Annotated in this window: 22 protein-coding genes; 10 read left to right on the forward strand and 12 right to left on the reverse strand. The window is 63.3% G+C overall.

Annotated elements, in window-relative coordinates:
* Positions 1-55 precede the first annotated feature (55 nt).
* Entirely contained in the window at positions 56-955 is a 900-nt protein-coding gene (locus HU770_RS06240; protein WP_156311105.1) for a LysR family transcriptional regulator, read from the reverse strand.
* Between the two features lie 77 nt (positions 956-1,032).
* Between HU770_RS06240 and HU770_RS06245 the strand changes: the two genes are divergently transcribed.
* The gene (locus tag HU770_RS06245; protein WP_156311106.1) at positions 1,033-1,797 is read left to right on the forward strand and encodes a sulfite exporter TauE/SafE family protein; all 765 of its coding nucleotides are present in this window, start codon (positions 1,033-1,035) and stop codon (positions 1,795-1,797) included.
* Here the strand turns inward: HU770_RS06245 and HU770_RS06250 are convergent.
* Entirely contained in the window at positions 1,787-2,101 is a 315-nt protein-coding gene (locus tag HU770_RS06250; protein ID WP_033702960.1) for a putative quinol monooxygenase, read from the reverse strand. The two genes, HU770_RS06245 and HU770_RS06250, sit on opposite strands and share 11 nt — an antisense overlap.
* Positions 2,102-2,296: 195 nt before the next feature.
* Between HU770_RS06250 and HU770_RS06255 the strand changes: the two genes are divergently transcribed.
* The 3 genes from HU770_RS06255 to ggt all read left to right on the forward strand — a co-directional run bounded on the left by HU770_RS06255 (position 2,297) and on the right by ggt (position 5,660).
* Complete coding sequence (locus HU770_RS06255; protein WP_156311108.1) at positions 2,297-2,887, forward strand: NAD(P)H-dependent oxidoreductase; 591 nt, start codon at positions 2,297-2,299, stop codon at positions 2,885-2,887.
* Positions 2,888-2,978: 91 nt separating this feature from the next.
* On the forward strand, positions 2,979-3,875 hold the full coding sequence (locus HU770_RS06260) for a LysR family transcriptional regulator (RefSeq protein ID WP_033702958.1): 897 nt from the start codon (positions 2,979-2,981) through the stop codon (positions 3,873-3,875).
* A gap of 117 nt (positions 3,876-3,992) precedes the next feature.
* On the forward strand, positions 3,993-5,660 hold the full coding sequence (ggt, locus tag HU770_RS06265; protein WP_186658906.1) for a gamma-glutamyltransferase: 1,668 nt from the start codon (positions 3,993-3,995) through the stop codon (positions 5,658-5,660).
* Positions 5,661-5,759: 99 nt separating this feature from the next.
* Here ggt and HU770_RS06270 read toward each other — a convergent pair whose 3' ends face one another.
* Both HU770_RS06270 and HU770_RS06275 read right to left on the reverse strand, forming a co-directional pair.
* Positions 5,760-7,679, reverse strand: a complete 1,920-nt coding sequence (locus HU770_RS06270) for a methyl-accepting chemotaxis protein (protein ID WP_186663323.1) — start codon at positions 7,677-7,679, stop codon at positions 5,760-5,762.
* Positions 7,680-7,862: 183 nt separating this feature from the next.
* Positions 7,863-8,750, reverse strand: coding sequence for a neutral zinc metallopeptidase (locus HU770_RS06275; protein WP_095064169.1), 888 nt, complete (start codon positions 8,748-8,750; stop codon positions 7,863-7,865).
* A gap of 200 nt (positions 8,751-8,950) precedes the next feature.
* Between HU770_RS06275 and pcaH the strand changes: the two genes are divergently transcribed.
* Together pcaH and pcaG are read left to right on the forward strand one after the other, a co-directional pair.
* Positions 8,951-9,670: a protocatechuate 3,4-dioxygenase subunit beta gene (gene pcaH / locus HU770_RS06280; protein WP_033702953.1), complete on the forward strand. Its 720-nt coding sequence runs from the start codon at positions 8,951-8,953 to the stop codon at positions 9,668-9,670.
* Positions 9,671-9,680: 10 nt separating this feature from the next.
* Positions 9,681-10,286: a protocatechuate 3,4-dioxygenase subunit alpha gene (gene pcaG, locus HU770_RS06285; RefSeq protein ID WP_033702952.1), complete on the forward strand. Its 606-nt coding sequence runs from the start codon at positions 9,681-9,683 to the stop codon at positions 10,284-10,286.
* A 34-nt stretch (positions 10,287-10,320) separates the two neighbouring features.
* Here the strand turns inward: pcaG and HU770_RS06290 are convergent, their stop codons facing one another.
* From HU770_RS06290 to HU770_RS06310, 5 genes are all read right to left on the reverse strand, one after another.
* Entirely contained in the window at positions 10,321-10,755 is a 435-nt protein-coding gene (locus HU770_RS06290) for a cupin domain-containing protein (protein ID WP_186658896.1), read from the reverse strand.
* Positions 10,756-10,858: 103 nt separating this feature from the next.
* Positions 10,859-11,764: a LysR family transcriptional regulator gene (locus tag HU770_RS06295; RefSeq protein WP_186658894.1), complete on the reverse strand. Its 906-nt coding sequence runs from the start codon at positions 11,762-11,764 to the stop codon at positions 10,859-10,861.
* A 58-nt stretch (positions 11,765-11,822) separates the two neighbouring features.
* Positions 11,823-12,908, reverse strand: a complete 1,086-nt coding sequence (gene trmA, locus HU770_RS06300) for a tRNA (uridine(54)-C5)-methyltransferase TrmA (protein WP_033702949.1) — start codon at positions 12,906-12,908, stop codon at positions 11,823-11,825.
* Positions 12,905-14,200: an NCS2 family permease gene (locus tag HU770_RS06305; protein ID WP_033702948.1), complete on the reverse strand. Its 1,296-nt coding sequence runs from the start codon at positions 14,198-14,200 to the stop codon at positions 12,905-12,907. The genes trmA and HU770_RS06305 overlap by 4 nt, the downstream gene beginning before the upstream one ends.
* Before the next feature lie 213 nt (positions 14,201-14,413).
* Positions 14,414-15,634, reverse strand: coding sequence for an MFS transporter (locus HU770_RS06310; RefSeq protein WP_186658891.1), 1,221 nt, complete (start codon positions 15,632-15,634; stop codon positions 14,414-14,416).
* Between the two features lie 354 nt (positions 15,635-15,988).
* Here HU770_RS06310 and HU770_RS06315 point away from each other — a divergent pair, with 354 nt between their 5' ends.
* The 3 genes from HU770_RS06315 to HU770_RS06325 are packed head-to-tail and all read left to right on the forward strand — an operon-like array spanning position 15,989 to position 18,601.
* Positions 15,989-17,425: a cytochrome ubiquinol oxidase subunit I gene (locus HU770_RS06315; protein WP_033702945.1), complete on the forward strand. Its 1,437-nt coding sequence runs from the start codon at positions 15,989-15,991 to the stop codon at positions 17,423-17,425.
* A gap of 3 nt (positions 17,426-17,428) precedes the next feature.
* A complete protein-coding gene (gene cydB / locus HU770_RS06320) occupies positions 17,429-18,436 on the forward strand; it encodes a cytochrome d ubiquinol oxidase subunit II (RefSeq protein ID WP_033702944.1) in 1,008 nt (335 codons plus the stop codon).
* Between the two features lie 9 nt (positions 18,437-18,445).
* On the forward strand, positions 18,446-18,601 hold the full coding sequence (locus tag HU770_RS06325) for a DUF2474 domain-containing protein (protein ID WP_033702943.1): 156 nt from the start codon (positions 18,446-18,448) through the stop codon (positions 18,599-18,601).
* Between the two features lie 32 nt (positions 18,602-18,633).
* On the opposite strand, the gene HU770_RS06330 is transcribed toward HU770_RS06325, so the two are convergent.
* The gene (locus HU770_RS06330) at positions 18,634-19,758 is read right to left on the reverse strand and encodes a methyltransferase (protein ID WP_186663324.1); all 1,125 of its coding nucleotides are present in this window, start codon (positions 19,756-19,758) and stop codon (positions 18,634-18,636) included.
* 96 nt (positions 19,759-19,854) lie between these two features.
* Positions 19,855-20,562, reverse strand: coding sequence for an autoinducer binding domain-containing protein (locus tag HU770_RS06335; RefSeq protein WP_186663325.1), 708 nt, complete (start codon positions 20,560-20,562; stop codon positions 19,855-19,857).
* A 217-nt stretch (positions 20,563-20,779) separates the two neighbouring features.
* Between HU770_RS06335 and HU770_RS06340 the strand changes: the two genes are divergently transcribed.
* The gene (locus tag HU770_RS06340) at positions 20,780-21,556 is read left to right on the forward strand and encodes a ferredoxin--NADP reductase (protein WP_033703015.1); all 777 of its coding nucleotides are present in this window, start codon (positions 20,780-20,782) and stop codon (positions 21,554-21,556) included.
* A gap of 30 nt (positions 21,557-21,586) precedes the next feature.
* Here HU770_RS06340 and mscL read toward each other — a convergent pair whose 3' ends face one another.
* A complete protein-coding gene (mscL, locus tag HU770_RS06345) occupies positions 21,587-22,006 on the reverse strand; it encodes a large-conductance mechanosensitive channel protein MscL (protein ID WP_033702940.1) in 420 nt (139 codons plus the stop codon).
* Positions 22,007-22,071 lie beyond the last annotated feature (65 nt).

A 22,071-nucleotide genomic window follows, 5' to 3' on the forward strand; every position in this document is an offset into this window, starting at 1 on the left:
TGATTGTGGGCAAAGAGCCCGCCTGGCGGCAAGCGCGGTCGCCAGATTTGCGCGCCTACACAACCGCGCTTGGCCGGCTGGTCAAGCGCCTGACCAAACCCGCGGCATACCCCGGCAATGCGGCGAAGTCCCGTGCACACACCAGCAGCTGGCGATTGGCCCAGCCCTCGTGCAGCGCCACCCAGTGCAGCGGCAACAGCCCTTGCCAGCGCTTCACCGAAGCCAGTGGCACCACCCCCACCCCCGCGCCGCCCGCGACCATGCGCAGCACCCCATCGAAGCCATCGGCCCGCACCCGTACGCGCATACGCCTGCCCTCACGCAGTGCCTGTTCCTCCAGGTACAACGCCAAGGCGCTGTCCGCCCCCAGCCCGACATGGCCATGGGCGAGGCTGTCGATGAAGCTCGGGGCAGGGTGCGCCGCCAAGGGGTGCTCAAGGGGTGTCACCAGCACCAGTGGGTCATCGCGAAACGGCAGGGTCTGCAGATGCTCACTGGGCGCTGCGCTCGAGATGATCCCCAGGTCCGCCATGCCCTGAGTGATCGATTGCACGATGTGCAAGCTCGGCAGCTCCTGGACATCGACACTGACGGCGGGGTGGTCGGCAAGGTAGCAGGCCAGCAACTCGGGCAGGTATTCGGTCAGCGCCGCCGTGTTGCACAGCAGCCGTACCTGGCCTTGCAGGCCCTGGGCATAGTGAGCCAGGTCGAACTGCAGGCGCTCGACCTGCTGCCCGATCAGCCGGGCATGTTGCAGCAACGCTTGGCCGGCTGGGGTCGGCTGTACGCCACGGCGATTACGCGCGAGCAGCGGTGTACCCAGGGAGGCTTCCATGGCGCGAATACGGGCGCTGGCAGCGGGCAGCGACAGGTGGCTGCGGCGCGCGCCGGCAGTGATGTTGCCGCACTCCAGGGTGTGCCGGAAAAGCGCGAGGTCAATCAGGTCGAAGTGCATGTGCCTCTGTCCTGGCGATAGTCTGGCTGAGTATATGGCAGATTTTCAGCCAGCCAGCCGCACGCCATCATGGCGGCATGAATACCTTGATCGCGTTCTATCAGACCCTCGGCCCGGCATTGACTTTGCTGGTGGTGATTACCTTCCTGCTGGCAGGCACCGTCAAAGGTGTCATCGGCCTCGGGCTGCCGACCATCGCCATGGGGCTGCTGGGGCTGGCTATGCCGCCCGCGCAGGCTGCCGCCTTGTTGATCGTACCTTCGACCCTCACCAACCTCTGGCAACTGGCGGCCGGCGGCCATCTGCTGGCGCTGCTGCGGCGGCTGGGGCCAATGCTGGCGATGATCTTCGTCGGCACCCTGGCCGGCAGCGCCTGGTTGGGCATCAACAGCGGCCCCTGGGCGGTGCATGCGCTTGGCGCAGCGCTGGTGGCCTATGCCGTGTATGGGTTGATTGGCTCGGGGCTGAGCGTGGCGCACAGGCGGGAGTGGTGGCTGGGGCCGATCTGCGGGCTGGTGACGGGCGTGGTAACGGCCGCTACCGGGGTGTTCGTGATGCCGGCAGTGCCGTACCTGCAAAGCCTGGGTTTGAACCGTGACGAGATGATCCAGGCGCTGGGCCTGGCGTTCACGGTCTCGACCGTGGCGTTGGCCCTGGGCCTGGCCGGGCAAGATGCCTTGGGCGGCCAGGCGCTGGGTGCGTCACTGCTGATGCTGGCGCCAGCGCTGGTGGGCATGCTGGCGGGCCAGTGGTTGCGCCAGCGCATCAGCGCGGCGCTGTTCAAACGCTGCTTCTTCATCGGCCTGGCCGTGCTCGGCGGCCATTTGCTGATCAACGGTTAGCAGAGGCGGCGCTGAGCATGTCGATCAACTGGACATCGAATTCGCGCTCCAGGTAGTCCATGCGCTTTTCGAAGAACGCGGCCATGTGCGGCAGGGCCGAGTGCACATCCAGTGCCGCCTTGTCTGCCCACACCTCGTAGAACACGAACAGGCTGGGGTCGGCCTTGTCGCGCAGCATGTGGTACTCGATACAGCCCGGCTCCTGGCGGCTTGGTTCGACATAGGCGCGGAACAGGGTTTCGAAGGCTTCGGCCATTTCCGGGCGGGTCTTGGCTTTGAGGATAAAAGCGTACTGCTCGCTCATGGATCGCTACTCGCTGGTGAATGATGAAACGATTCTAAGGCAATAATGGCTTGGTCATTCGTGATTTCAAGTCAATTGTATTTTGCCTCATGCCTGCTTTTTCCCAGGCCAGCGACTCCCTAATCTGCCGGTCATCCCATTTGACTCGATCAAGGCAATCAGGCCTCGGATCGACATCGACACATCGAGGCCAGCATGAAAAAGATCCTTTTGCTCAACGGCGGTAAACAGTTCGCTCACTCCGATGGCCGCCTCAACGCGACCCTGCACGAAGCGGCGCTCGCTCATCTGGACCGTGCCGGTTTCGACGTGCGCCAGACCTTCATCGACGGTGGCTACGACGTGCAGGAGGAGGTCGAGAAGTTCCTCTGGGCGGATGTGGTGGTCTACCAGATGCCCGGTTGGTGGATGGGCGCACCGTGGACGGTGAAGAAGTACATCGATGATGTCTTCACCGAAGGGCACGGCAGCCTGTACGCCAGCGACGGCCGGACCCGCTCGGATGCTTCGCAGAAGTACGGCAGCGGTGGCCTGATCCAGGGCAAGCAGTACATGCTGTCGCTGACCTGGAATGCCCCGCAGCAAGCGTTCGACAACCCTGGCGATTTCTTCGAGGGCAAGGGTGTGGACGCCGTGTACTTCCCGTTCCACAAGGCCAACCAGTTCCTCGGCATGACCGGGTTGCCGACCTTCCTGGCGGTGGATGTAATGAAGCGCCCGGATGTACCAGCGGCGTTGGCCGCTTATGAAGCGCACCTGGGCAAGGTGTTTGGCAAGGCTGCGTAAGCGCCTGTGACAGGGGCTGCACAGCAGCCACCTTGCACAGACCCGACTGACCCGCTATCTATCACCGCACACTCCAGCCAAGGCCAAGCGCGTGAAAACCCGATCCGAAGAACTCCAGGTATTCGTCGCCGTGATCGACTGCGGTTCGATCTCCGCCGCTGCCGAGCAGATGGGCCAGACCCCGTCCGCCGTCAGCCGCACCCTGTCGCGCCTGGAGGCCAAACTCGGCACCACCTTGGTCAACCGCACCACCCGGCGCATGGACCTGACCGAAGAAGGCCGTTTCTTCCTGGCGCGCTCGCGGGTGATTCTGGAACAGATGGACGAGATGGAAGAGCGCCTGTCGATGAACCGCCAGACCGCCACTGGGCGCCTGCGCATCAACGCCGCTGCGCCGTTCATGCTGCATGCCATCCTGCCCTGGATCGGCGAATTCCGCCGCCAGTACCCCGGCATCGAGCTGGAACTCAACACCGACGACCTGATCATCGACCTGCTGGAGCAAAGCACCGATGTGGCGATCCGCATCGGTGAGCTGGCCGATTCCAGCCTGCACGCCCGCAACCTGGGCTGCAGCCCGGTGCAGGTGCTGGCCAGCCCTACCTACCTGGAACGCCATGGCACGCCGCAGCACGTCGAAGACCTGGCCAACCACTGCCTGCTGGGGTTCAGCCAGCCTGAGTCGCTCAACCACTGGCCGTTGCGCCATGCCCAGGGCGACCGCTGGGCGATCCGCCCTGCGCTGATCGCCTCCAGCGGCGAGACCCTGCGCCAGTTGGCCCTGGCCGGGGAGGGCATCGTCAGCCTGTCGCACTTCATGACCCACGAAGACATCCGCAGCGGCCGCCTGCAGGTGCTGCTGGGCGATGCCAACAACGGGTACCGTCAGCCGATCCATGCGGTGTATTACCGCAACACCCAGCTGGCGCTGCGCATCCAGTGCTTCCTCGACTTCATCCAGCGCAAGCTGGCGATGTACGCCTGCTGAGTTGCCTGAACGCGACAAATCCTGCCCAAAGGCGGCGCAACTTCCTACGTTGGATTGCGCAGTCGACGCGCTTCGGCCTTACTGACTGATCAACAAAAACAACACCAAGGAAGTGTCATGCGTATTGTCCTGTTCCAGTCCATGGCCCTCGGAGCCGCTATCCTGAGCTGTTCCTCGGCCTTTGCGGCCACCCTTGAGGGTGGCGCAGTGGCCGCGCCTGATCAATATGGCGCACAGGTGGCCGCCGATATTCTGAAAAAAGGCGGCAACGCCGTGGACGCCGCCGTGGCAACGGCGTTCACCCTGGCGGTGACCTACCCTGAAGCTGGTAACATCGGCGGCGGTGGCTTCATGACCCTGTTCGTCGACGGCAAACCCTACTTCCTCGACTACCGCGAAGTGGCACCCAAGGCCGCCAGCCGCAACATGTACCTGGACGACAAGGGCGAAGTGATCGAGAACCTGAGCCTGGTTGGCGTGCGCGCCGCCGGCGTGCCCGGCACGGTGATGGGGTTGTGGGAGGCGCACCAGAAGTTCGGCAAGCTGCCCTGGAGCGAGTTGCTGACCCCGGCCATCGGTTATGCGAAAAACGGCTTCAAGATCGCCGAAAAGCAGTACCAGTATCGCAACGATGCCCAAGGCCTGTTCAAGACCGCGACCAATTTCAACGACTATTTCGGCACCATGAAGGTGGGCGAGCTGTTCAAGCAGCCCGAGATGGCCCAGACCCTCGAACGCATTGCCGACAAGGGCGTGAGCGAGTTCTACCAGGGCAAGACCGCCGACCTGCTGGTGGCGCAGATGCAGGCGGACAAAGGCCTGATCACCAAGCAAGACCTCAAGGACTACAAGGCCGTCTGGCGTGAGCCGATGGCCCTGAGCTGGCGTGGCAACGTGGTCTACACCGCGCCGCCGCCAAGCTCTGGCGGTGTGGCCCTGGCCCAGCTGCTGGGTATCAAGGAAGACCGTGCGGCGGACTTCAAAGGCGTCGCGCACAACTCTGCGCAGTACATCCACTTGCTGGCCGAGATCGAGAAGCGCGTGTTCGCCGACCGCGCCGACTACCTGGGTGACCCGGCGTTCACCAAGGTGCCGGTGGATCAATTGATTGCCAAGGATTACCTGGCCAAGCGCGCCGCGCAGGTCAACCCCAAGGCCATTTCGGCAACCGACGACGTCAAGCCGGGCCTGGAACCGCACCAGACCACGCACTTCTCGATCGTCGACAAGCAGGGCAATGCGGTCAGCAACACCTACACCCTCAACCTCGACTACGGCAGTGGTGTGGTGGTCAAGGGCGCCGGCTTCCTGCTCAATGACGAGATGGACGACTTCAGCGCCAAACCGGGGGCGGCCAATGCCTTTGGCGTGGTCGGCGGTGATGCCAACGCCATCGAGCCCGGCAAGCGCATGCTGTCATCCATGAGCCCAAGCCTGATGACCCGCGATGGCAAGGTCGAGCTGGTGATCGGCACGCCGGGCGGTTCGCGGATCTTCACGTCGATCTTCCAGGTGATGAACAACCTGTACGACTACGGCATGCCACTTGAGAAGGCGGTGGCCGCACAGCGCGTGCACCATCAGTTGCTGCCCAAGGACACCCTTTATTTCGACAGCTATGCGCCGCTGACCGGGCCGGTAGCGGACGACCTGAAGAAAATGGGTTACGTGCTCGAAGACCAAGGCTGGGAGATGGGCGATATCCAGGCCATTCGGGTGAACGGGGCGAAGCTTGAGACGGCGTCGGACCCGCGTGGGCGCGGGGTGGGGATGGTCGTCAAGTAATAGCTTCCAGCGTGCGGGGAGTCCGTTCGCGGGGCAAGCCCGCTCCCACAAACTATCAGGTTGTGGGAGCGGGCTTGCCCCGCGAATGCGCTTCAGAGATCAGACACGGAACTGGCTCACTAGCATCTGCAATTGCCCCCCCAACCGCGCCAGCTCAACACTGGACGCCGCCGTCTCGTCACTGGCCGCCGCGGTCTGCTCAGACACATCCCGCACATTCAGAATGCTCCGGCTGATTTCTTCCGCCACCGCGCTCTGCTCTTCCGCCGCCGCCGCAATCTGCTGGTTCATCGACTGAATGTTCGACACCGTGCCGGTGATGCTTTCCAGCGAGGCACCGGCCTTGCGTGCCAGTTCGACGCTGCTGTCGGTCAGGGTCCGGCTACCCTGCATGGCCGTGGCCACTTGCTGGGTGCCGTGCTGCAAGCTGGCGATCAGCTCTTCGATCTCTTCGGTGGACTTCTGCGTACGCTGCGCCAGGCCGCGCACTTCGTCGGCGACCACGGCAAAGCCGCGGCCCGCCTCGCCGGCACGGGCGGCTTCGATCGCGGCGTTCAGCGCCAGCAGGTTGGTCTGTTCGGCCACCGACTTGATCACGTCCATGACGCTGCCGATCTTCTGGCTTTCCTGCTGCAGCAGGCTCATGGCTTCAGTGGAGCGGTGCACTTCTGCGGCCAGGCGTTCGATCTGGCTGATTGCCTCACCGACCACACGGTCGCCGGCACGGGCTTCGTCATCGGCACCGGTGGCGGCATGCGAGGCCTGCTCAGCGTTGCGGGCGACTTCCTGAACGGTTGCCGCCATTTCATGCATCGCGGTGGCCACTTGGTCGGTTTCGACCTTCTGGCTGTTGGCACCTGCGCTGGTCTGTTCGGTAACGGCCGACAGCTCTTCGGCGGCGCTGGCGATCTGGGTGACGCCGTCGCGGATGCCGCTGATCAGTTCGCGCAGGGTGGTGCCCATGCGGGCGATGCCCTGTTGCAGCACGCCCAGCTCATCACGGCGGGTGACACGCAGGTCGTGTGTCAGGTCGCCGCCCGCGATGCGTTCCACCGCTTGCAAGGTTTCCTGCAGCGGGCGGGTGATCTGCCGGGTGATGAGCACCGCTGCCAGTATGCCTACCAGCAACGCCAGCAGGGTCGCGATGGCCTGCAGGCTGCGGGCCTGTGCACTCTCGATGTCGCGGCGCTCCAGCTGGATCTTGTACAGCGCGTCGCTGGTCTTGACGATGTCGGCGCCCTGGACGGTCATTTCTGCGCGTGCGCTGGTGATATCGGCGAGGGCATCGCGGAACTGACGCACGGCGTCACGGTAGGCCAGCACCGACTGTTCGAACTGTTGCAGGCGGGCATCAGCAGTGGGCAGCTGGCGCTTGAGGTTGTCGACCTCGGCCAGCGCCGCTTCGAGCTGGCGCAGCGCAGCCTGCTCGTTGGCCGCGCTGTTATCGGCAATGTAGCCGCGCACGTCGATGCGCACCTGCAGCAGTTGCTGGCGGGCCTTGCTGATCAGCTGGTACTGGGCCAAGCGCACGCTGTCACTTTCGAGGCGTGCCATGACGTCCTGGCTGAGGGCATCCATGGCCTGGTCGGCCTTGGCTGAAGAAACATTCATGGCATCGCGGGCGGCGCGGGTGGCGTTGTAGCCTGCGCGCATGGTGCCCAGCGACACCTTGTACTGGCTGATGGTCTGCCCAAGGTCGTGCAGCAGTTTGACGTTCTCCGGGCTCTTGAACGAGCCGACCAGGCGTTGCTGCTGGTTGCTGAAGGTATCCAGCTTGGCCAGGGTGTTGGCAGCCGCCGCATCGTCGCCGTTGGCAATCATGTACTGCAGGCGGGCAATGCGCAGGTCAGTCAGGTCCTTGTTGAGCTGGCTGATATCGCTCATCCAGTTGCTGCGGTCGATCAGGCTGCCGAGGCTGGTCCAGCCAGTCAGGGCCAGCAGGCCGGTGAGGATCAGCACCAGGCCGAAGCCCAGGCCGAGTTTGAGGTTGACGCTGATGTTGGCAAACCAGCTGTTCATGCACGCACTCCAGAAATTGTTTTCGCTCTCTTGATCGTCGATCGCAAGGCGTTGTTGTTCTGGGTGCCCGCTGATTCGTGCAGGGGTTATCGGCAATGAATCTGGAAGCTGAAACGCTTTTTCAGCAGATTTGTAACCGGTCGTCCGGTTGAAGCGGGGGCTGCCAGGCAGCCCCGCAGGGTGTCACAGGTTACGTGCACTGAAGGTATCGCAGCTGTTCACTTCGCCCTCGGCAAAGCCAGCCTTGAACCAGCGCACGCGCTGCGCCGAGGTGCCGTGGGTGAAAGAGTCGGGCACCACGCGCCCCTGGCCTTTCTGCTGCAGGCGGTCGTCACCAATGGCGTTGGCCGCATTCAGTGCTTCCTCGACGTCCCCTGGCTCCAGCCAGTTCAGGCGCTTTTGTGCCTGATACGCCCACACCCCGGCCAGGCAATCGGCCTGCAGTTCCTGGCGTACCAGCAAGCCGTTGTCGCCCTCCATGCGCTGCCCATTGCGGCGTGCCGCATCAACCTTGGCCGACACGCCGAGCAGGGTCTGCACGTGGTGGCCGATTTCGTGGGCGATGACATAGGCCTGGGCGAAGTCGCCCGCTGCGGCGAAGCGGGTTTCCATCTCGCGGAAGAACGACATGTCCAGGTACACCCGCTGGTCGGCCGGGCAGTAGAACGGGCCCACCGCCGCCGAAGCGAAGCCGCAGGCAGAGTTGACCTGGCCGTTGAATAGCACCAGCTTGGGGTCGCGGTACTGCTTGCCGGCCTGGGAGAACAGCGCCTTCCAGGTGTCTTCGGTGTCACCCAGCACCGAGGCGACGAATTCGGCCTGCTGGTCATTGGCCGGCGGCGCCTTGGTGCCCACGCTACTGGGTGCCTGCTGTTGCTGTTGCATTTGCCCGGTGAGCTGGCCAAGGATCTGCAGCGGGTCTTGCCCGGTGAGCCAGCCAATGCCCACGATCAGCAGGATCGCCCCCAGCCCCAGGCCCTTGCCGCCGCCAAAGCGCATGCCGCCACCACCGCCACCTTCGCCTCGGGCATCGACCACGTTGTCGCTGCGTCGGCCTTTTCGCCATTCCATGAATGCTCTCCGGAGCGTGAAACAAGAAGACAAAGACTAGTTCACCTCAGCGAAAGGTGTCAGCCAAAGGTGTTAAGCCATAACCATATGGTTATGTATTGAGGGGCTGATTTCAGTATTCATCCCACGCGAGTTATCCGAAACTGCAAGTCCGCCTGCCACGTACAGGCGTTTTGATAATACCAAGAGAGGAAAACGGCATGCCCGCCCAGGACACCAGCCGCTTCGTGATCCGTGATCGCAACTGGCACCCCAAAGCCCTGACCCCCGACTACAAGACGTCCATTGCCCGCTCCCCGCGCCAGGCACTGGTCAGCATCCCGCAGTCGATCAGCGAAACCACCGGCCCGGATTTCACCCACCTGGGTTTCGGTGCCCACGACCATGACCTGCTGCTGAACTTCAACAACGGTGGCCTGCCAGTCGGTGAGCGCATCATCGTTGCCGGCCGGGTTGTCGACCAGTACGGCAAACCGGTGCCCAACACCTTGGTAGAAATGTGGCAGGCCAATGCCGGCGGCCGCTACCGGCACAAGAACGACCGCTACCTGGCCCCGCTGGACCCGAACTTCGGTGGCGTTGGCCGTTGCCTGACCGACCGCGACGGCTACTACAGCTTCCGCACCATCAAGCCCGGCCCGTACCCATGGCGCAACGGCCCGAATGACTGGCGCCCTGCGCACATTCACTTCGGCATCAGCGGCCCGTCGATCGCCACCAAGCTGATCACCCAGCTGTACTTCGAGGGCGACCCGCTGATCCCGAAGTGCCCGATCGTCAAGTCGATCGCCAACCCCGAGGCTGTGCAGCAGTTGATCGCCAAGCTCGACATGAGCAACGCCAACCCGATGGACTGCCTGGCGTACCGCTTCGACATCGTGCTGCGCGGCCAGCGCAAGACCCACTTCGAAAACTGCTGAGGACCCCGCCATGCCAATCGAACTGCTGCCGGAAACCCCTTCGCAGACTGCCGGCCCCTACGTGCACATCGGCCTGGCCCTGGAAGCGGCCGGCAACCCGACCCGCGACCAGGAAATCTGGAACCGCCTGGCCAAGCCAGAAGCACCGGGTGAACACATCCTGTTGATCGGCCAGGTCTATGACGGTAACGGGCACCTGGTGCGCGATTCGTTCCTGGAGCTGTGGCAGGCCGATGCCGCCGGCCAGTACCAGGATCAATACAACCTGGAAAACGCCTTCAACAGCTTTGGCCGCACCGCCACCACCTTCGATGCCGGTGAATGGACCGTGCAAACGGTGAAGCCGGGTGTGGTGAACAATGCTGCTGGCGTGCCGATGGCGCCGCACATCAACATCAGCCTGTTTGCCCGTGGCATCAACATCCACCTGCACACGCGCCTGTATTTCGACGATGAAGCCGAAGCCAACGCCAAGTGCCCGGTGCTCAACCTGATCGAGCAGCCGCAGCGCCGTGAGACGTTGGTTGCCAAGCGTTGCGAAGTGGATGGGAAGACGGCCTATCGTTTCGATATCCGTATTCAGGGGGAAGGGGAGACGGTGTTCTTCGACTTCTGAGTGAAGCTTGGGGCCGCAAGGCGGCCCCGGCCTCTCAACCTTTGACCGGTTTCAGGTCAAAGGCATCGGCCTGATACTGGAACAACAGGCAATCGGCAGCCGCCGTGCAGCCACTTTCATGCACCAGGTCGGCGGGCAGTTTGTAGTAGGCCCCGGCCGGGTACTCGGTGCGCTTGCCATCGATCACTGCGTAGAACGTCCCGCTCAATACCACTGTCGGCAAGGTCTGGCTGTGCTGGTGCAGGCCGTTGTCGGTGCCTTTTCTGAATTTCACATAAGCCGAATACGGCCCCTTGCCAAAGATATCGCCTTCGACGTTGGCGTAGCTGACGGCACTGTGGGTGTTGGGCACGTCCTGCCACTTCAAGCCCGCGTTGTCAGGGACCGAAACGGTTTGTTCTGCTGCATGGGCGAGGATTGCCACAGCGCTGAGCGCGATGCCGGTGATGACTGCCTGCAATGATTTCATGATGAGTCCTCTTCGCTGAAGTAACGTGCAGCGAAGGTTAATGAATCATCAAGAGCACAAATACGGCCTCAACTCCGCAAGACTTGTGCAGATAAAGCACGAATCAGCCCTGCCACCTGGGCGTTACATAGTAGTGCTGCACGTAATCCAGCAGTGCACGCACCTTGGGCGCCAGGTAACGGCTCTGTGGATAAACCGCGAACAGGCTGCGCGCCGGCTGCCGCCAATGGCTCAGCACCTGCACCAGGCGCCCGTCGCGCAGCGCATCATCGACGATGAAACGGTCGAAACTGGCGATGCCCAGGGCGCCGATGGCGGCGGTGCGCAGGGCCATGGGGGAGTTGGCGCTCAAGCGCCGGGGCATCAGGATTTCACGCTGCTCGCCCGTGTCGTTGGCCACCTGCAAGCGTTGCGGGTGCAGCAACTGGCTGTAGCCGAGCAACGGGTGGCCGGCCAGGTCGTCGGGTGAGGCGGGCGTACCGTGGCGTTGCAGGTAGCGCGGTGCGGCCACCAGCAGGACTTCACTGGTGGCCAGACGGCGTGCCACCAGGCTGGAGTCAGGCAGGTGGTCGGTGACCCGCAGGCACACATCGATCTCCTCCTCCAGCAGGTCAACGAAGCGATCGCTGCAGTGCAGCTCAATCTGTAGCTGGGGATGGCGCTCGACAAAATCTGGCAACCAACGCCCCAGTTCCAGCTCGCCAAAGGCGGTGGCAACGCCCAGGCGCAAGGTGCCGGCAGGTTGTTGCTGATGCTCGGACAGTTCAAGGGTCATGGCCTGCATCTGTTCGAGGATCTGCACGCAATGGCGATAGAACAGCGCACCGGCTTCGGTCAGGTGCAGGCGGCGGGTGGTACGGGTGAGCAACTGCGTGCCGAGGTGGCGTTCGAGGTGCTTCACCTGGCGTGACAGCACGGTATGCGAGACGCCGGCCTGCTTGGCGGCGGCGCTGAAGCTGCCGAGGTCTACGACCCGGCGGAAGGTGTGCATGGCACTGAACTGGTCCATCGGCGCAACTCTCCTGGCAGTGTGCGTTGGGGCCGGCCAGGCCCCAACGCGACACGGATCAGCGCCGAACCAGCAGCACCCCGCTTTCCATGTGATGGGTATACGGGAACTGGTCGAACAGCGCGCAGCGTTCGATACGGTGGGTATCTTGCAGCTGGGCGATGTTCGCCGCCAGCGTTTCCGGGTTGCACGAGATGTACAGAATGCGCTCGAAACGCCGGGTCAGCTCGCAGGTGTCCGGGTCCATGCCGGCACGCGGCGGGTCGACGAACACGGTGCCGAACGTATAGCTTTTCAGGTCGATGCCTTCCAGCCGGCGGAACGGCCGCACCTCGTTCAGTGCCTGGGTCAGCTCTTCAGCCGACAGCCGCACCAGCCGCACGTTATCCACACCGTTCTCATCGAGGTTGCTCAGCGCTGCATTGACCGACGTCTTGCTGATCTCGGTGGCCAGCACTTGGCGCACGCGGGTGGCCAGCGGCAAGGTGAAGTTGCCATTGCCGCAGTACAGCTCCAGCAGGTCATCGTCGCGCTCGCCAATGGCGTCGTAGGCCCAGCTCAGCATCTTCTGGTTCACCGCGCCGTTGGGCTGGGTGAACGCGCCTTCTGGCTGGCGATAGCTGAATACGCGGCCCGCCACGTCCAGTTGCTCCACCGCATAATCACGGCCGATCACCAGGCGCTTGCCCTTGGAGCGGCCGATCAGGCTCACCCCCAGGTCTTCGGCCAGCTGCCGTGCGGCCACTTCCCAGGCCTCGTCCAGCGGGCGGTGGTAGCACATCGTGACCATCGCATCGCCCGCCAGGGTGGTAAGGAACTCCACCTGGAACAGCCGGTTGCTCAGTGCCTCGCTGGCCTGCCAGGCCGCCTTGAGGCGCGGCATCAGCAGGTTGATGCGCTCGCTGGCGATGGGGAAGTCGTCGATCAGGATCGCCTTGTGCTTCTCGCCTGGGGCGAACATCGCGTAGTGGCGCTGACCGTCCTCGCGCCACAGGCGGAACTCGGCGCGCAGGCGGTAGTGCTCGCGCGGCGAATCGAAAACAGCCGGTTCCGGCGCGCCGAACGGCGCTAGCAGCTCGCGCAGCCGGGCAACCTTGGCGTCCAGCTGGGTGGCGTAGGAGGAGGGGTCGAAAGCAGCACTCATGCGTTGAACCAGCCCAGCTTGATGACGAACAGGATGGAAAGGATCACCAGGGCCGGGTTCAGGTCGCGGTGGCGGCCGGAAATCAGCTTGATGGCAGTCCAGGAAATGAAGCCGAAGGCGATGCCGTTGGCGATCGAGTAGGTCAGTGGCATGGCCAGGGCCGTCACCACCACGGGCGCGGCTTCGGTGACGTCATCCCAGTTTATTTCCGCCAGGCCCGAAGCCATCAGTACGGCGACGAACAGCAGCGCCGGGGCCGTGGCGAAGGCCGGTACGCTACCGGCCAGCGGTGCGAAGAACAGCGCCAGCAGGAACAGCACGGCCACCACGATGGCGGTCAGGCCGGTACGCCCGCCCGCGCTCACGCCGGCAGCCGATTCGATGTAGCTGGTGGTGGTCGAGGTGCCCAGCAGCGAACCGGCCATGGCCGCGGTGCTGTCGGCGATCAGGGCGCGGCCCATCTTCGGCATGTGGCCGTCCTTGCCCATCAGGCCGGCGCGCTTGGCCACGGCGATCAGGGTGCCGGAGTTGTCGAACAGGTCGACGAACAGGAAGGCGAAGATCACGCTGATCAGGCCCACATCGAGGGCACCGGCGATGTCCAGTTGCAGGAAGGTCGGTGCCAGCGAAGGGGGCATCGACACGATGCCGCCGAACGGCGTGACGCCCATCGCGATCGACGCGACAGTGACGGCCAGGATGCCGATCAGCACCGCGCCGCGCACCTTCAGCGACTCAAGGCCGACGATCAGGAAGAAGCCCAGCGTGGCGAGGATCACCGAGGGCTGCTTGAGGTCGCCCATGCCCACCAGGGTGGCCGGGTTATCGACGACGATGCCCGCGTTATGCAGGGCAATCAATGCCAGGAACAAACCGATGCCTGCGGCAATGGCCGAGCGCAGCGGCAGCGGGATGCTGTTCACGATCCATTCGCGGATGCGGAAGATCGACAACAGGAAGAACATCACCGCCGACAGGAACACCGCACCCAGCGCAACCTGCCAGGTATGGCCCATGTGCAGAACCACGGTATAGGTGAAGAAGGCGTTCAGGCCCATGCCCGGCGCCAGCGCGATCGGGTAGTTGGCGATCAGGCCCATGGTCGCCGAACCGATGGCCGCGGCCAGGCAGGTGGCGACGAAGATCGCACCTTTGTCCATGCCGGTCTCGCCCAGGATGCTGGGGTTGACGAACAGGATGTAGGCCATGGCCAGGAAGGTGGTGACGCCCGCAAGAATCTCGGTGCGCACATTGGTGTCGTGTGCTTTTAGTTGAAACAGCCTTTCCAGCATGCCCGCTCCCCAAGGCGCCCCCGGCGCCGTGATATGTATCGACCCCATCAGCAAAGCACAGACCGTACCGGTTGCCGTGGTTTTATCTGGGGCGGAAAAAAGCCGCGCATCATACCAGCATGCTCGGCAGGGGCCTATGGCCTTCGGGGAATGGCTTTTCCATCGCCTGTGGCAGTGGGGTTTAGCGGTGAAGAGGCCAGTACCGCCGAGCCATCAACCGCTGTGCAAGCGGTCGCGCTTGGCCAGGGTCGGGAACAATTTTATCCACACCCCGGTCACCACCAGCGTGCCCACGCCCCCCAGCACCACCGCCGGCACTGTGCCAAACCAGTGCGCGGTGACGCCCGATTCGAATTCACCGAGCTGGTTCGAGGCACCGATGAACAGCCCGTTCACAGCGCTCACCCGCCCGCGCATCTCATCTGGCGTCTCCAGTTGCACGAACGAACTGCGAATGACCATGCTGATCATGTCCGCCGCGCCCAGTAACACCAGCACCGCCAGCGAGAACCAGAACGACGTCGACAGGCCAAATGCGATGGTCGCCACGCCAAACACGCCCACGGCGGTGAACATGGTGCGGCCTACCTTGCGCTCGAACGGGAAGCGCGCCAACCACAGCGACATCAGCAACGCCCCCACCGCCGGTGCCGAGCGCAGCAGGCCCAGGCCCCAGGGGCCGGTCAGCAGGATGTCCTTGGCGAACACCGGCAACAACGCGGTGGCACCGCCCAGCAGCACGGCGAACAGGTCCAGCGAGATGGCGCCGAGGATGTCTGGCCGGCTGCGGATGAAGCGGATGCCGGCCAGCAGCGACTCCAGGCTGGCACGGCCACGCTGGGCCACTTGCTGGCGTGCGTCCAGGCTCAATGTCAGCGCACAGGCAATGGCGTACAGCGCCACGGTCGGGCCGTACACCCAGATACTGCCGAAGGCATACAGCAACCCGCCCACCGCCGGGGCGACGATGGTGGCTGCCTGGGTCGCCGAGGCCGAGGCCGCCACCGCCCGTGGGAACAACCCCGGCGGCACCACATTGGGCAGCAGGGCCTGGGTGGCCGGCATCTCGAACGAGCGCGTGGCGCCCAGCAGGAAGGCCAGGGCGAAGATCAGCTCGCGGCTGACGTTGTCGGTGGCGCTGCCCACTACCAGCGCCAGGGCAATCAGCCCCTGCAGGCTTTGGCACAGGGCAGCGACCTTGCGCCGGTCATAGCGGTCGGCGACATGCCCAGTGTGCAGCATGAACAGCACCCGTGGGGCGAATTCGACCAGGCCGACCAGGCCCAGGTCGAGCACATTGCCGGTGAGCTGGTAGAGGTGCCAGCCAATGGCCACGGTGAGCATCTGGAAGCCGCTGGCGGTGAACACACGGGCCAGCCAGAAGGCGAGGAAGGGGCGATGATGGCGCAACAACTGCGGTGCGGAATCGGGCATCGGAAACCTGTGGCCTCGGCGCAGTAGAGGGGCCGGCAGATTATCATCTGTTTGTAACAAGCAGTTACTGTTTGCCGTGATCGGCACTTTTTCACAGGTTCTGAAAGAGGGTGGGGCAACAGGTCACGCGGCAATCAACCACACGGCCCGGCTGGCTATTCAGGACTATGCTTGCAGTCAGTCGTTGATCTGGATCAATCGTTGTATTTGCAACGAACCGGCAACGATGTGGCCCTTGGGCCGGAATCCCTGCGATTGCACAGAACAATTCAAACTCGCCGCACTCGATACCGTGGGGGCAGTAGGCGCAAAGGCCACGAGCCCGAACGCCGGATTATCTGAAGAGGAAGCACTATGTTCGGTTTAGAGGCCCTAGATCTCGCCCGAATCCAGTTTGCGTTTACCGTGTCCTTTCACATCTTGTTCCCGGCCATCACCATTGGTCTGGCGAGCTATCTGGCGGTCCTTGAAGGCCTTTGGCTGCGGACCCACCACCAGGTCTACCGTGACCTTTACCACTTCTGGTCGAAGATCTTCGCCGTCAACTTCGGCATGGGCGTGGTCTCTGGCCTGGTCATGGCCTATCAGTTCGGCACCAACTGGAGCCGCTTCTCCGATTTTGCCGGCGCCGTCACCGGCCCCTTGCTGACCTACGAGGTGCTGACGGCGTTCTTCCTCGAGGCAGGCTTCCTGGGCGTCATGCTGTTCGGTTGGAACCGTGTGGGCCGTGGCCTGCACTTCTTCGCCACGGTCATGGTGGCGCTTGGCACGCTGGTCTCGACCTTCTGGATTCTGGCGTCCAACAGCTGGATGCAGACCCCGCAAGGCCACGAAATCATCGATGGCCGGGTGGTGCCGGTGGACTGGCTGGCAGTGATCTTCAACCCCTCGTTCCCCTACCGGTTGATGCACATGGCCACCGCCGCGTTCGTCGCCACCGCCTTCTTCGTCGGTGCATCGGCGGCCTGGCACCTGCTGCGCGGGCGTGACAACCCGGCCGTGCGCAAGATGCTGTCGATGGCCATGTGGATGGCGCTGATCGTCGCGCCGGTCCAGGCGGTGATCGGTGACTTCCACGGCCTCAACACGCTCAAGCACCAGCCCGTGAAGATCGCGGCCATCGAAGGCCATTGGGAGAACGTGCCGGGCGAGCCGACCCCGCTGATCCTGTTCGGCATCCCCGACATGAAAGCCGAGACCACGCGCTTCAAGGTCGAGATCCCAGCGCTTGGCAGCCTGATCCTGACTCACAGCCTGGACAAGCAAGTGCCGGCGATGAAGGAATTCCCGGCGGCGGACCGGCCTAACTCGACCATCGTGTTCTGGTCGTTCCGGGTCATGGTCGGGCTGGGCTTGCTGATGATCTTCGTTGGCCTATGGAGCCTGTGGCTGCGCAAGCGCGGCACGCTCTACAGCTCCAGGCCGTTCCTGTACCTGACCTTGTGGATGGGCCCCTCTGGCCTTGTCGCCATCCTTGCGGGTTGGTTCACCACCGAAATCGGCCGCCAGCCGTGGGTGGTGTATGGCCTGATGCGCACCTCCGAAGGGGTGTCCAACCACAGTTATGCGCAGCTCGGCTTTACCCTGGTGGCGTTCGTGGTGGTGTACTTCGCGCTGTTCGGCACCGGCCTTGGCTACATGATGCGCCTGGTGCGCAAAGGGCCGCAGACGGGCGAGGGTGATGAACCCAACCCGGGTGGCCCAGGCCAGAAACGCACGCCGGCGCGGCCGTTGTCCGCCGCCGATGATGGCCATGAGGCCGACACTGCCAGCCTGAGCAAGGGGAACTGAGCCATGGGTATCGACCTTCCGCTGATCTGGGCCGTGATCATCATCTTCGGCGTCATGATGTACGTGGTGATGGATGGTTTCGACTTGGGCATCGGCATGCTCTTCCCCTTCGTCAAGGGCGAGCGTGACCGTGATGTGATGATGAACACCGTCGCCCCGGTATGGGACGGCAACGAGACCTGGCTGGTGCTGGGCGGCGCCGGGCTGTTCGGGGCCTTCCCGATGGCCTATTCGGTGGTGCTCGAAGCCTTGTACCTGCCGCTAATACTCATGCTGATCGGGCTGATCTTCCGTGGCGTGGCCTTCGAGTTCCGCTTCAAGGCCAAGGACGACAAGCGCCACATCTGGGACAAGGCGTTCATCTGGGGTTCGCTGATCGCCACCTTCTTCCAGGGGGTTGCCCTGGGCGCGTTCATCGAGGGCTTCAAGGTGGTCGACCGCCACTATGCCGGTGGCACGCTCGACTGGCTGACCCCGTTCAGCCTGTTCAGCGGCCTGGGCCTGATCGTCGCCTACACCCTGCTGGGCTGCACCTGGCTGATCATGAAGACCGAGGGGCCGCTGCAACTGCAGATGCATGACCTGGCAAGGCCGCTGGCGCTGGTGCTGCTGGTGGTAATCGGCATCGTCAGCCTGTGGACGCCGCTCGCCTACCCGCAGATTGCCGATCGCTGGTTCAGCATGCCCAACCTGATCTGGTTCATGCCGGTGCCGATCCTGGTGCTGGTGACCTTCTACGGGTTGCTCAAGGCAGTCGCGCGCAATGCCAACTACACGCCGTTCCTGCTGACCCTGGTGCTGGTGTTCCTCGGCTATAGCGGCCTGGGTATCAGTGTGTGGCCGAACATCATCCCGCCGTCGATCTCGATCTGGGATGCAGCGGCGCCGCCGCAGAGCCAAGGGTTCATGCTGGTGGGGACGTTGTTCATCCTGCCGTTCATCCTTGGCTATACCTTCTGGAGCTACTACGTGTTCCGCGGCAAGGTGACTCACGAAGACGGCTATCACTAGGAGGGCCGCATGATGACCGGCAAGCATGGTGTAGAAGAGAAAAAGCCCTTGTGGCAGCGGCTGGGTTGGCTGGTGCTGATCTGGGCGATGAGCGTGGCGGCCCTGGGGGTGGCGGCCTGGGTAATGCGGCTGTTCATGGGGGCAGCCGGGCTGACTACCCATTAAAGGGGCTGGGGCCGCCAAGCGGCCCCAGCCACTTACTTGCGGGCCTTGAGAATCACGAACTTCGGCGTTGCCGCCACCTGTTCCACCCCTCGGAACAGCCGCGCCAACTTGCTGTGGTAACCCAGGTGACGGTTACCGACGATATACAACGCACCGCCCACCACCAGTGCCTCCCGGGCCTGCTGGAACATGCGCCAGGCGAGGAAGTCGCCCACCACCTGTTGCTGGTGGAACGGCGGATTGCACAGCACCACGTCCAGCGACTGCTTTTCTACCCCCGCCAAACCATCGGCCGCCAGCATCAATGCCGGGCGCTCGCCCAGTGCCGCCTGCCAGTTTTCCCGCGCCGATTGCACCGCCATGTACGACTCGTCGACCAGCGTGTAATGCGCTTCGGGGTTGGCCAGTGCGCTGGCGATCGCCAGGATGCCGTTGCCGCAGCCAAGGTCGGCAACACGGGCCTGGCCCAGGTTGCGCGGCAGGTGCGGGAGAAAGGCACGGGTGCCGATATCCAGGCCATCGCGGCAGAACACGTTGGCGTGGTTGAGCAGCTCAAGGGCCGGCGTTTCGAGCTGATAGCGGCTAGGGTAGGGCGAGCGCGCGGCCGGGCGGTCGGCAACGGTGGCCGTCAGCAGTCGGGCCTTCTTTTGCGCCAGCGAGGCCTGAACCGGGCCGATGTACTTTTCCATCAGCTCACCGGCGGCACGGGGCAGGTGCTTGATCATCGCCCCGGCAATCACCTGCGCGCCGGGCGCCAGGTGGCCCTGCAGACGAATAAGTTGCTCCTCGAGTAAGGCCAGGGTCTTGGGCACGCGTACCAGCACCCGGTCGAACGGACCCTGCCACGGTTCGCTGGCCGGTACGAACGGCACGCTGTCGAACGGCTTGCCGTTGCGCGCGAGGTTTTTTTCCAAGGCCAGGTGCGCCAGGTGCGAATCGCCACTGCTGGTCACTGCAAGCTGCCCGGCCAGGCTGGCGGCCAGGGCACCGAAGCTGTCATTGAGCACCAATACCCGGCAGCTGGCGTCAGGCGCCTGCTCATGCAAGTGCGCGAGCAGGTACTCGTCAGCGGCGTCGAATGCCTGCAGAGGTTCGTTGGCCTGGTCCGGCTGGCGGATCAGGTCGAGTTCGGCGTAGGGGGTGGTCAACAAGGGCATGGCGTCTGGCTCGGGTACGAATCTGCCCGTTGCGGATCGCCACGGGCTTTGCCGTGCCATTCTACAGGGCTTTGCCGGTAGTCGCAGGGGGGGCTGTCAGATCCACCCACGCAGGGCGGCTATGGCGATGGCGCCTGCCTTGTTGGAGGCGTTGGTCTTGGTGATCACTCTGCGGATATGGAAGTTGACCGTACTTTGTGACAGCGACAGGATGGAGGCAACGTCGGCGGCGGTCTTGCCTGCAGCTGACCACCTCAGCACTTCCAGCTCCCGCTCGCTCATTTTCGGCTGAGGCGGGCAGAGCGCGTCCAGGTGGTGCTCGCACAGTACCGAGTGCAGGGTGTGGCACAGCCACTGCACGCTGGCGGCTTTTTCGTAGAGTTCGTTGATTGCAATCTGGCCTGCTGGCCTGGCGACGCTGACTTGGCTTTCATTGTGCTGCAGGTCGTGCAGCGACTGTGTCCAACCATGACGCAGCCCGTGCTGGCAGGCAGCCTCGCGAAATTGCGGGGCCTCGCAATACAGTTCGTCGGTCCACAATACAGGTGTGGTCTGGCCATGGCTCAAGCGTGCGGCCGGGTCTTGCTTGTAGAAATCATCGCGCTGATAGCGCTCGATCCATTCGCTTGGATAATTGCTGTAGAGGTAAAGCCGGGGTGTCTGCGTGGCAATCTGGATGCGAATGTTCAGCCCCAAGTGTTCCATACCCAAGTCTTGCACCAGATGCACAGCGATGTTGAACAACTTGCGCGGGCACCGCTCGCTGACAAATTGATGGAGATGCTCGGGTTTCCAGTGAGGCATCCGTAACGCTCCTATGGATGGGGCAACAGGATCCAATCCGTTTGCATACCCGCATCATTGTAGGAAAAACCTACTAAAGCGTTGGGAATTTTTTGTTATAGCGATCATGTTTGTCTGCGACATCGGCAGCATCGAGGTGGTGAGGCCTTACAAACGGGTGGTTTTTATCCAGGCCGCTTTGCGCGACACTGTGCGCACGTCAACCTTGGAGCCCGATATGACTGCCAGCGCCGAAAAGTTCACCCGCCAGACCCTGCTCGATGTTCAGCCACTGACGCCGAACCTCTTCAGCCTGCGGGTAACACGCGATTCGGGGTTTCGCTTCCGGGCCGGCCAGTTTGCTCGTCTCGGGGTGACCAAGGCCGATGGCAGTGTGGTGTGGCGCGCCTATTCCATGGTCAGCGCGCCCCATGACGAGTACCTCGACTTCTTCTCGATCGTGGTGCCCGGCGGGGAGTTCACCAGCGAGCTGAGCCGGCTGGGCGAGGGTGACAGCCTGCTGATCGACCGGCAGGCCTTTGGCTTTTTGACACTCGATCGCTTCATTGGCGGCCGCGACCTGTGGTTGCTGGCCACCGGCACCGGCATTGCACCGTTCATGTCCATCCTGCAGGACTTCGAGGCTTGGGAGCGTTTCGACAGCATCAAGCTGGTGTACTCGGTGCGCGAAGCGAAGGAGCTGGCCTACGTGAAGGAAATCGCCGAGCTGGAGCAGCGCGACTACCTGGCAGAGCACGCCGGCAAATTGCAGTTCATCCCGATAGTGACCCGTGAGCAGCATCCGGGCGCGTTGAATGCACGCATTACCACGTTGATCGAGAACGGTGAGCTGGAGAAGGCGGCGGGGCTTGCGCTGTCGCCCGAGCATTCACGTGTGATGCTCTGCGGCAACCCGGAGATGATCGATGAAACGCGCAAGGTGCTCAAGGCGCGTGATCTGCAGTTGAGCCTGAGCAAGCGGCCAGGGCAGGTGGCGGTAGAAAACTACTGGTGACACGGGGGCCGCAACGCGGCCCCGGCACCTTCAAGGCAGGCGGTTCTGGTTCTGCGTCTTGAGCAGGTCGCGGATTTCGGTCAGCAACGTCTCTTCGGCACTTGGCACGGGTGGCGCGCTCGGTGCCACGGCCTCTTCGCGCTTCAGGCGGTTGATCGCCTTCACGCCCATGAAGATGGCGAACGCAACGATCAAGAAGTCGATCACGGTCTGGATGAACTTGCCGTAGGCCAGCATTACTGCCGGAACGTCGCCTTCTGCAGCCTTCAAGGTAATGGCCAGGTCGCTGAAGTCCACGCCACCGATCAACAGGCCCAGTGGTGGCATGACTACGTCACCCACGAAGGACGAGACGATCTTGCCGAAGGCCGCGCCGATGATGATACCGACCGCCATGTCGACGACGTTGCCTTTGACCGCGAAGGCCTTGAACTCACTGATCATGCCCATGTTCGATTCCTTTGTAACAAATGGTGAGGTTAACGCAGTGTAAGCCACTAAAACGCTTCATGCGT

Origin of the sequence: Pseudomonas sp. SWRI68, from assembly GCF_014269165.1 — a bacterium.
Lineage (GTDB): Bacteria > Pseudomonadota > Gammaproteobacteria > Pseudomonadales > Pseudomonadaceae > Aquipseudomonas > Aquipseudomonas capeferrum.

Bases quoted from the DNA above. Each gene is read 5' to 3' on its own strand.
- HU770_RS06240 (WP_156311105.1), bottom strand. From the start codon at position 955: ATGCACTTCGACCTGATTGACCTCGCGCTTTTCCGGCACACCCTGGAG.
- HU770_RS06245 (WP_156311106.1), top strand. From the start codon at position 1,033: ATGAATACCTTGATCGCGTTCTATCAGACCCTCGGCCCGGCATTGACT.
- HU770_RS06250 (WP_033702960.1), bottom strand. From the start codon at position 2,101: ATGAGCGAGCAGTACGCTTTTATCCTCAAAGCCAAGACCCGCCCGGAA.
- HU770_RS06255 (WP_156311108.1), top strand. From the start codon at position 2,297: ATGAAAAAGATCCTTTTGCTCAACGGCGGTAAACAGTTCGCTCACTCC.
- ggt (WP_186658906.1), top strand. From the start codon at position 3,993: ATGCGTATTGTCCTGTTCCAGTCCATGGCCCTCGGAGCCGCTATCCTG.
- HU770_RS06270 (WP_186663323.1), bottom strand. From the start codon at position 7,679: ATGAACAGCTGGTTTGCCAACATCAGCGTCAACCTCAAACTCGGCCTG.
- HU770_RS06275 (WP_095064169.1), bottom strand. From the start codon at position 8,750: ATGGAATGGCGAAAAGGCCGACGCAGCGACAACGTGGTCGATGCCCGA.
- pcaH (WP_033702953.1), top strand. From the start codon at position 8,951: ATGCCCGCCCAGGACACCAGCCGCTTCGTGATCCGTGATCGCAACTGG.
- pcaG (WP_033702952.1), top strand. From the start codon at position 9,681: ATGCCAATCGAACTGCTGCCGGAAACCCCTTCGCAGACTGCCGGCCCC.
- HU770_RS06290 (WP_186658896.1), bottom strand. From the start codon at position 10,755: ATGAAATCATTGCAGGCAGTCATCACCGGCATCGCGCTCAGCGCTGTG.
- HU770_RS06295 (WP_186658894.1), bottom strand. From the start codon at position 11,764: ATGGACCAGTTCAGTGCCATGCACACCTTCCGCCGGGTCGTAGACCTC.
- trmA (WP_033702949.1), bottom strand. From the start codon at position 12,908: ATGAGTGCTGCTTTCGACCCCTCCTCCTACGCCACCCAGCTGGACGCC.
- HU770_RS06305 (WP_033702948.1), bottom strand. From the start codon at position 14,200: ATGCTGGAAAGGCTGTTTCAACTAAAAGCACACGACACCAATGTGCGC.
- HU770_RS06310 (WP_186658891.1), bottom strand. From the start codon at position 15,634: ATGCCCGATTCCGCACCGCAGTTGTTGCGCCATCATCGCCCCTTCCTC.
- HU770_RS06315 (WP_033702945.1), top strand. From the start codon at position 15,989: ATGTTCGGTTTAGAGGCCCTAGATCTCGCCCGAATCCAGTTTGCGTTT.
- cydB (WP_033702944.1), top strand. From the start codon at position 17,429: ATGGGTATCGACCTTCCGCTGATCTGGGCCGTGATCATCATCTTCGGC.
- HU770_RS06325 (WP_033702943.1), top strand. From the start codon at position 18,446: ATGATGACCGGCAAGCATGGTGTAGAAGAGAAAAAGCCCTTGTGGCAG.
- HU770_RS06330 (WP_186663324.1), bottom strand. From the start codon at position 19,758: ATGCCCTTGTTGACCACCCCCTACGCCGAACTCGACCTGATCCGCCAG.
- HU770_RS06335 (WP_186663325.1), bottom strand. From the start codon at position 20,562: ATGCCTCACTGGAAACCCGAGCATCTCCATCAATTTGTCAGCGAGCGG.
- HU770_RS06340 (WP_033703015.1), top strand. From the start codon at position 20,780: ATGACTGCCAGCGCCGAAAAGTTCACCCGCCAGACCCTGCTCGATGTT.
- mscL (WP_033702940.1), bottom strand. From the start codon at position 22,006: ATGGGCATGATCAGTGAGTTCAAGGCCTTCGCGGTCAAAGGCAACGTC.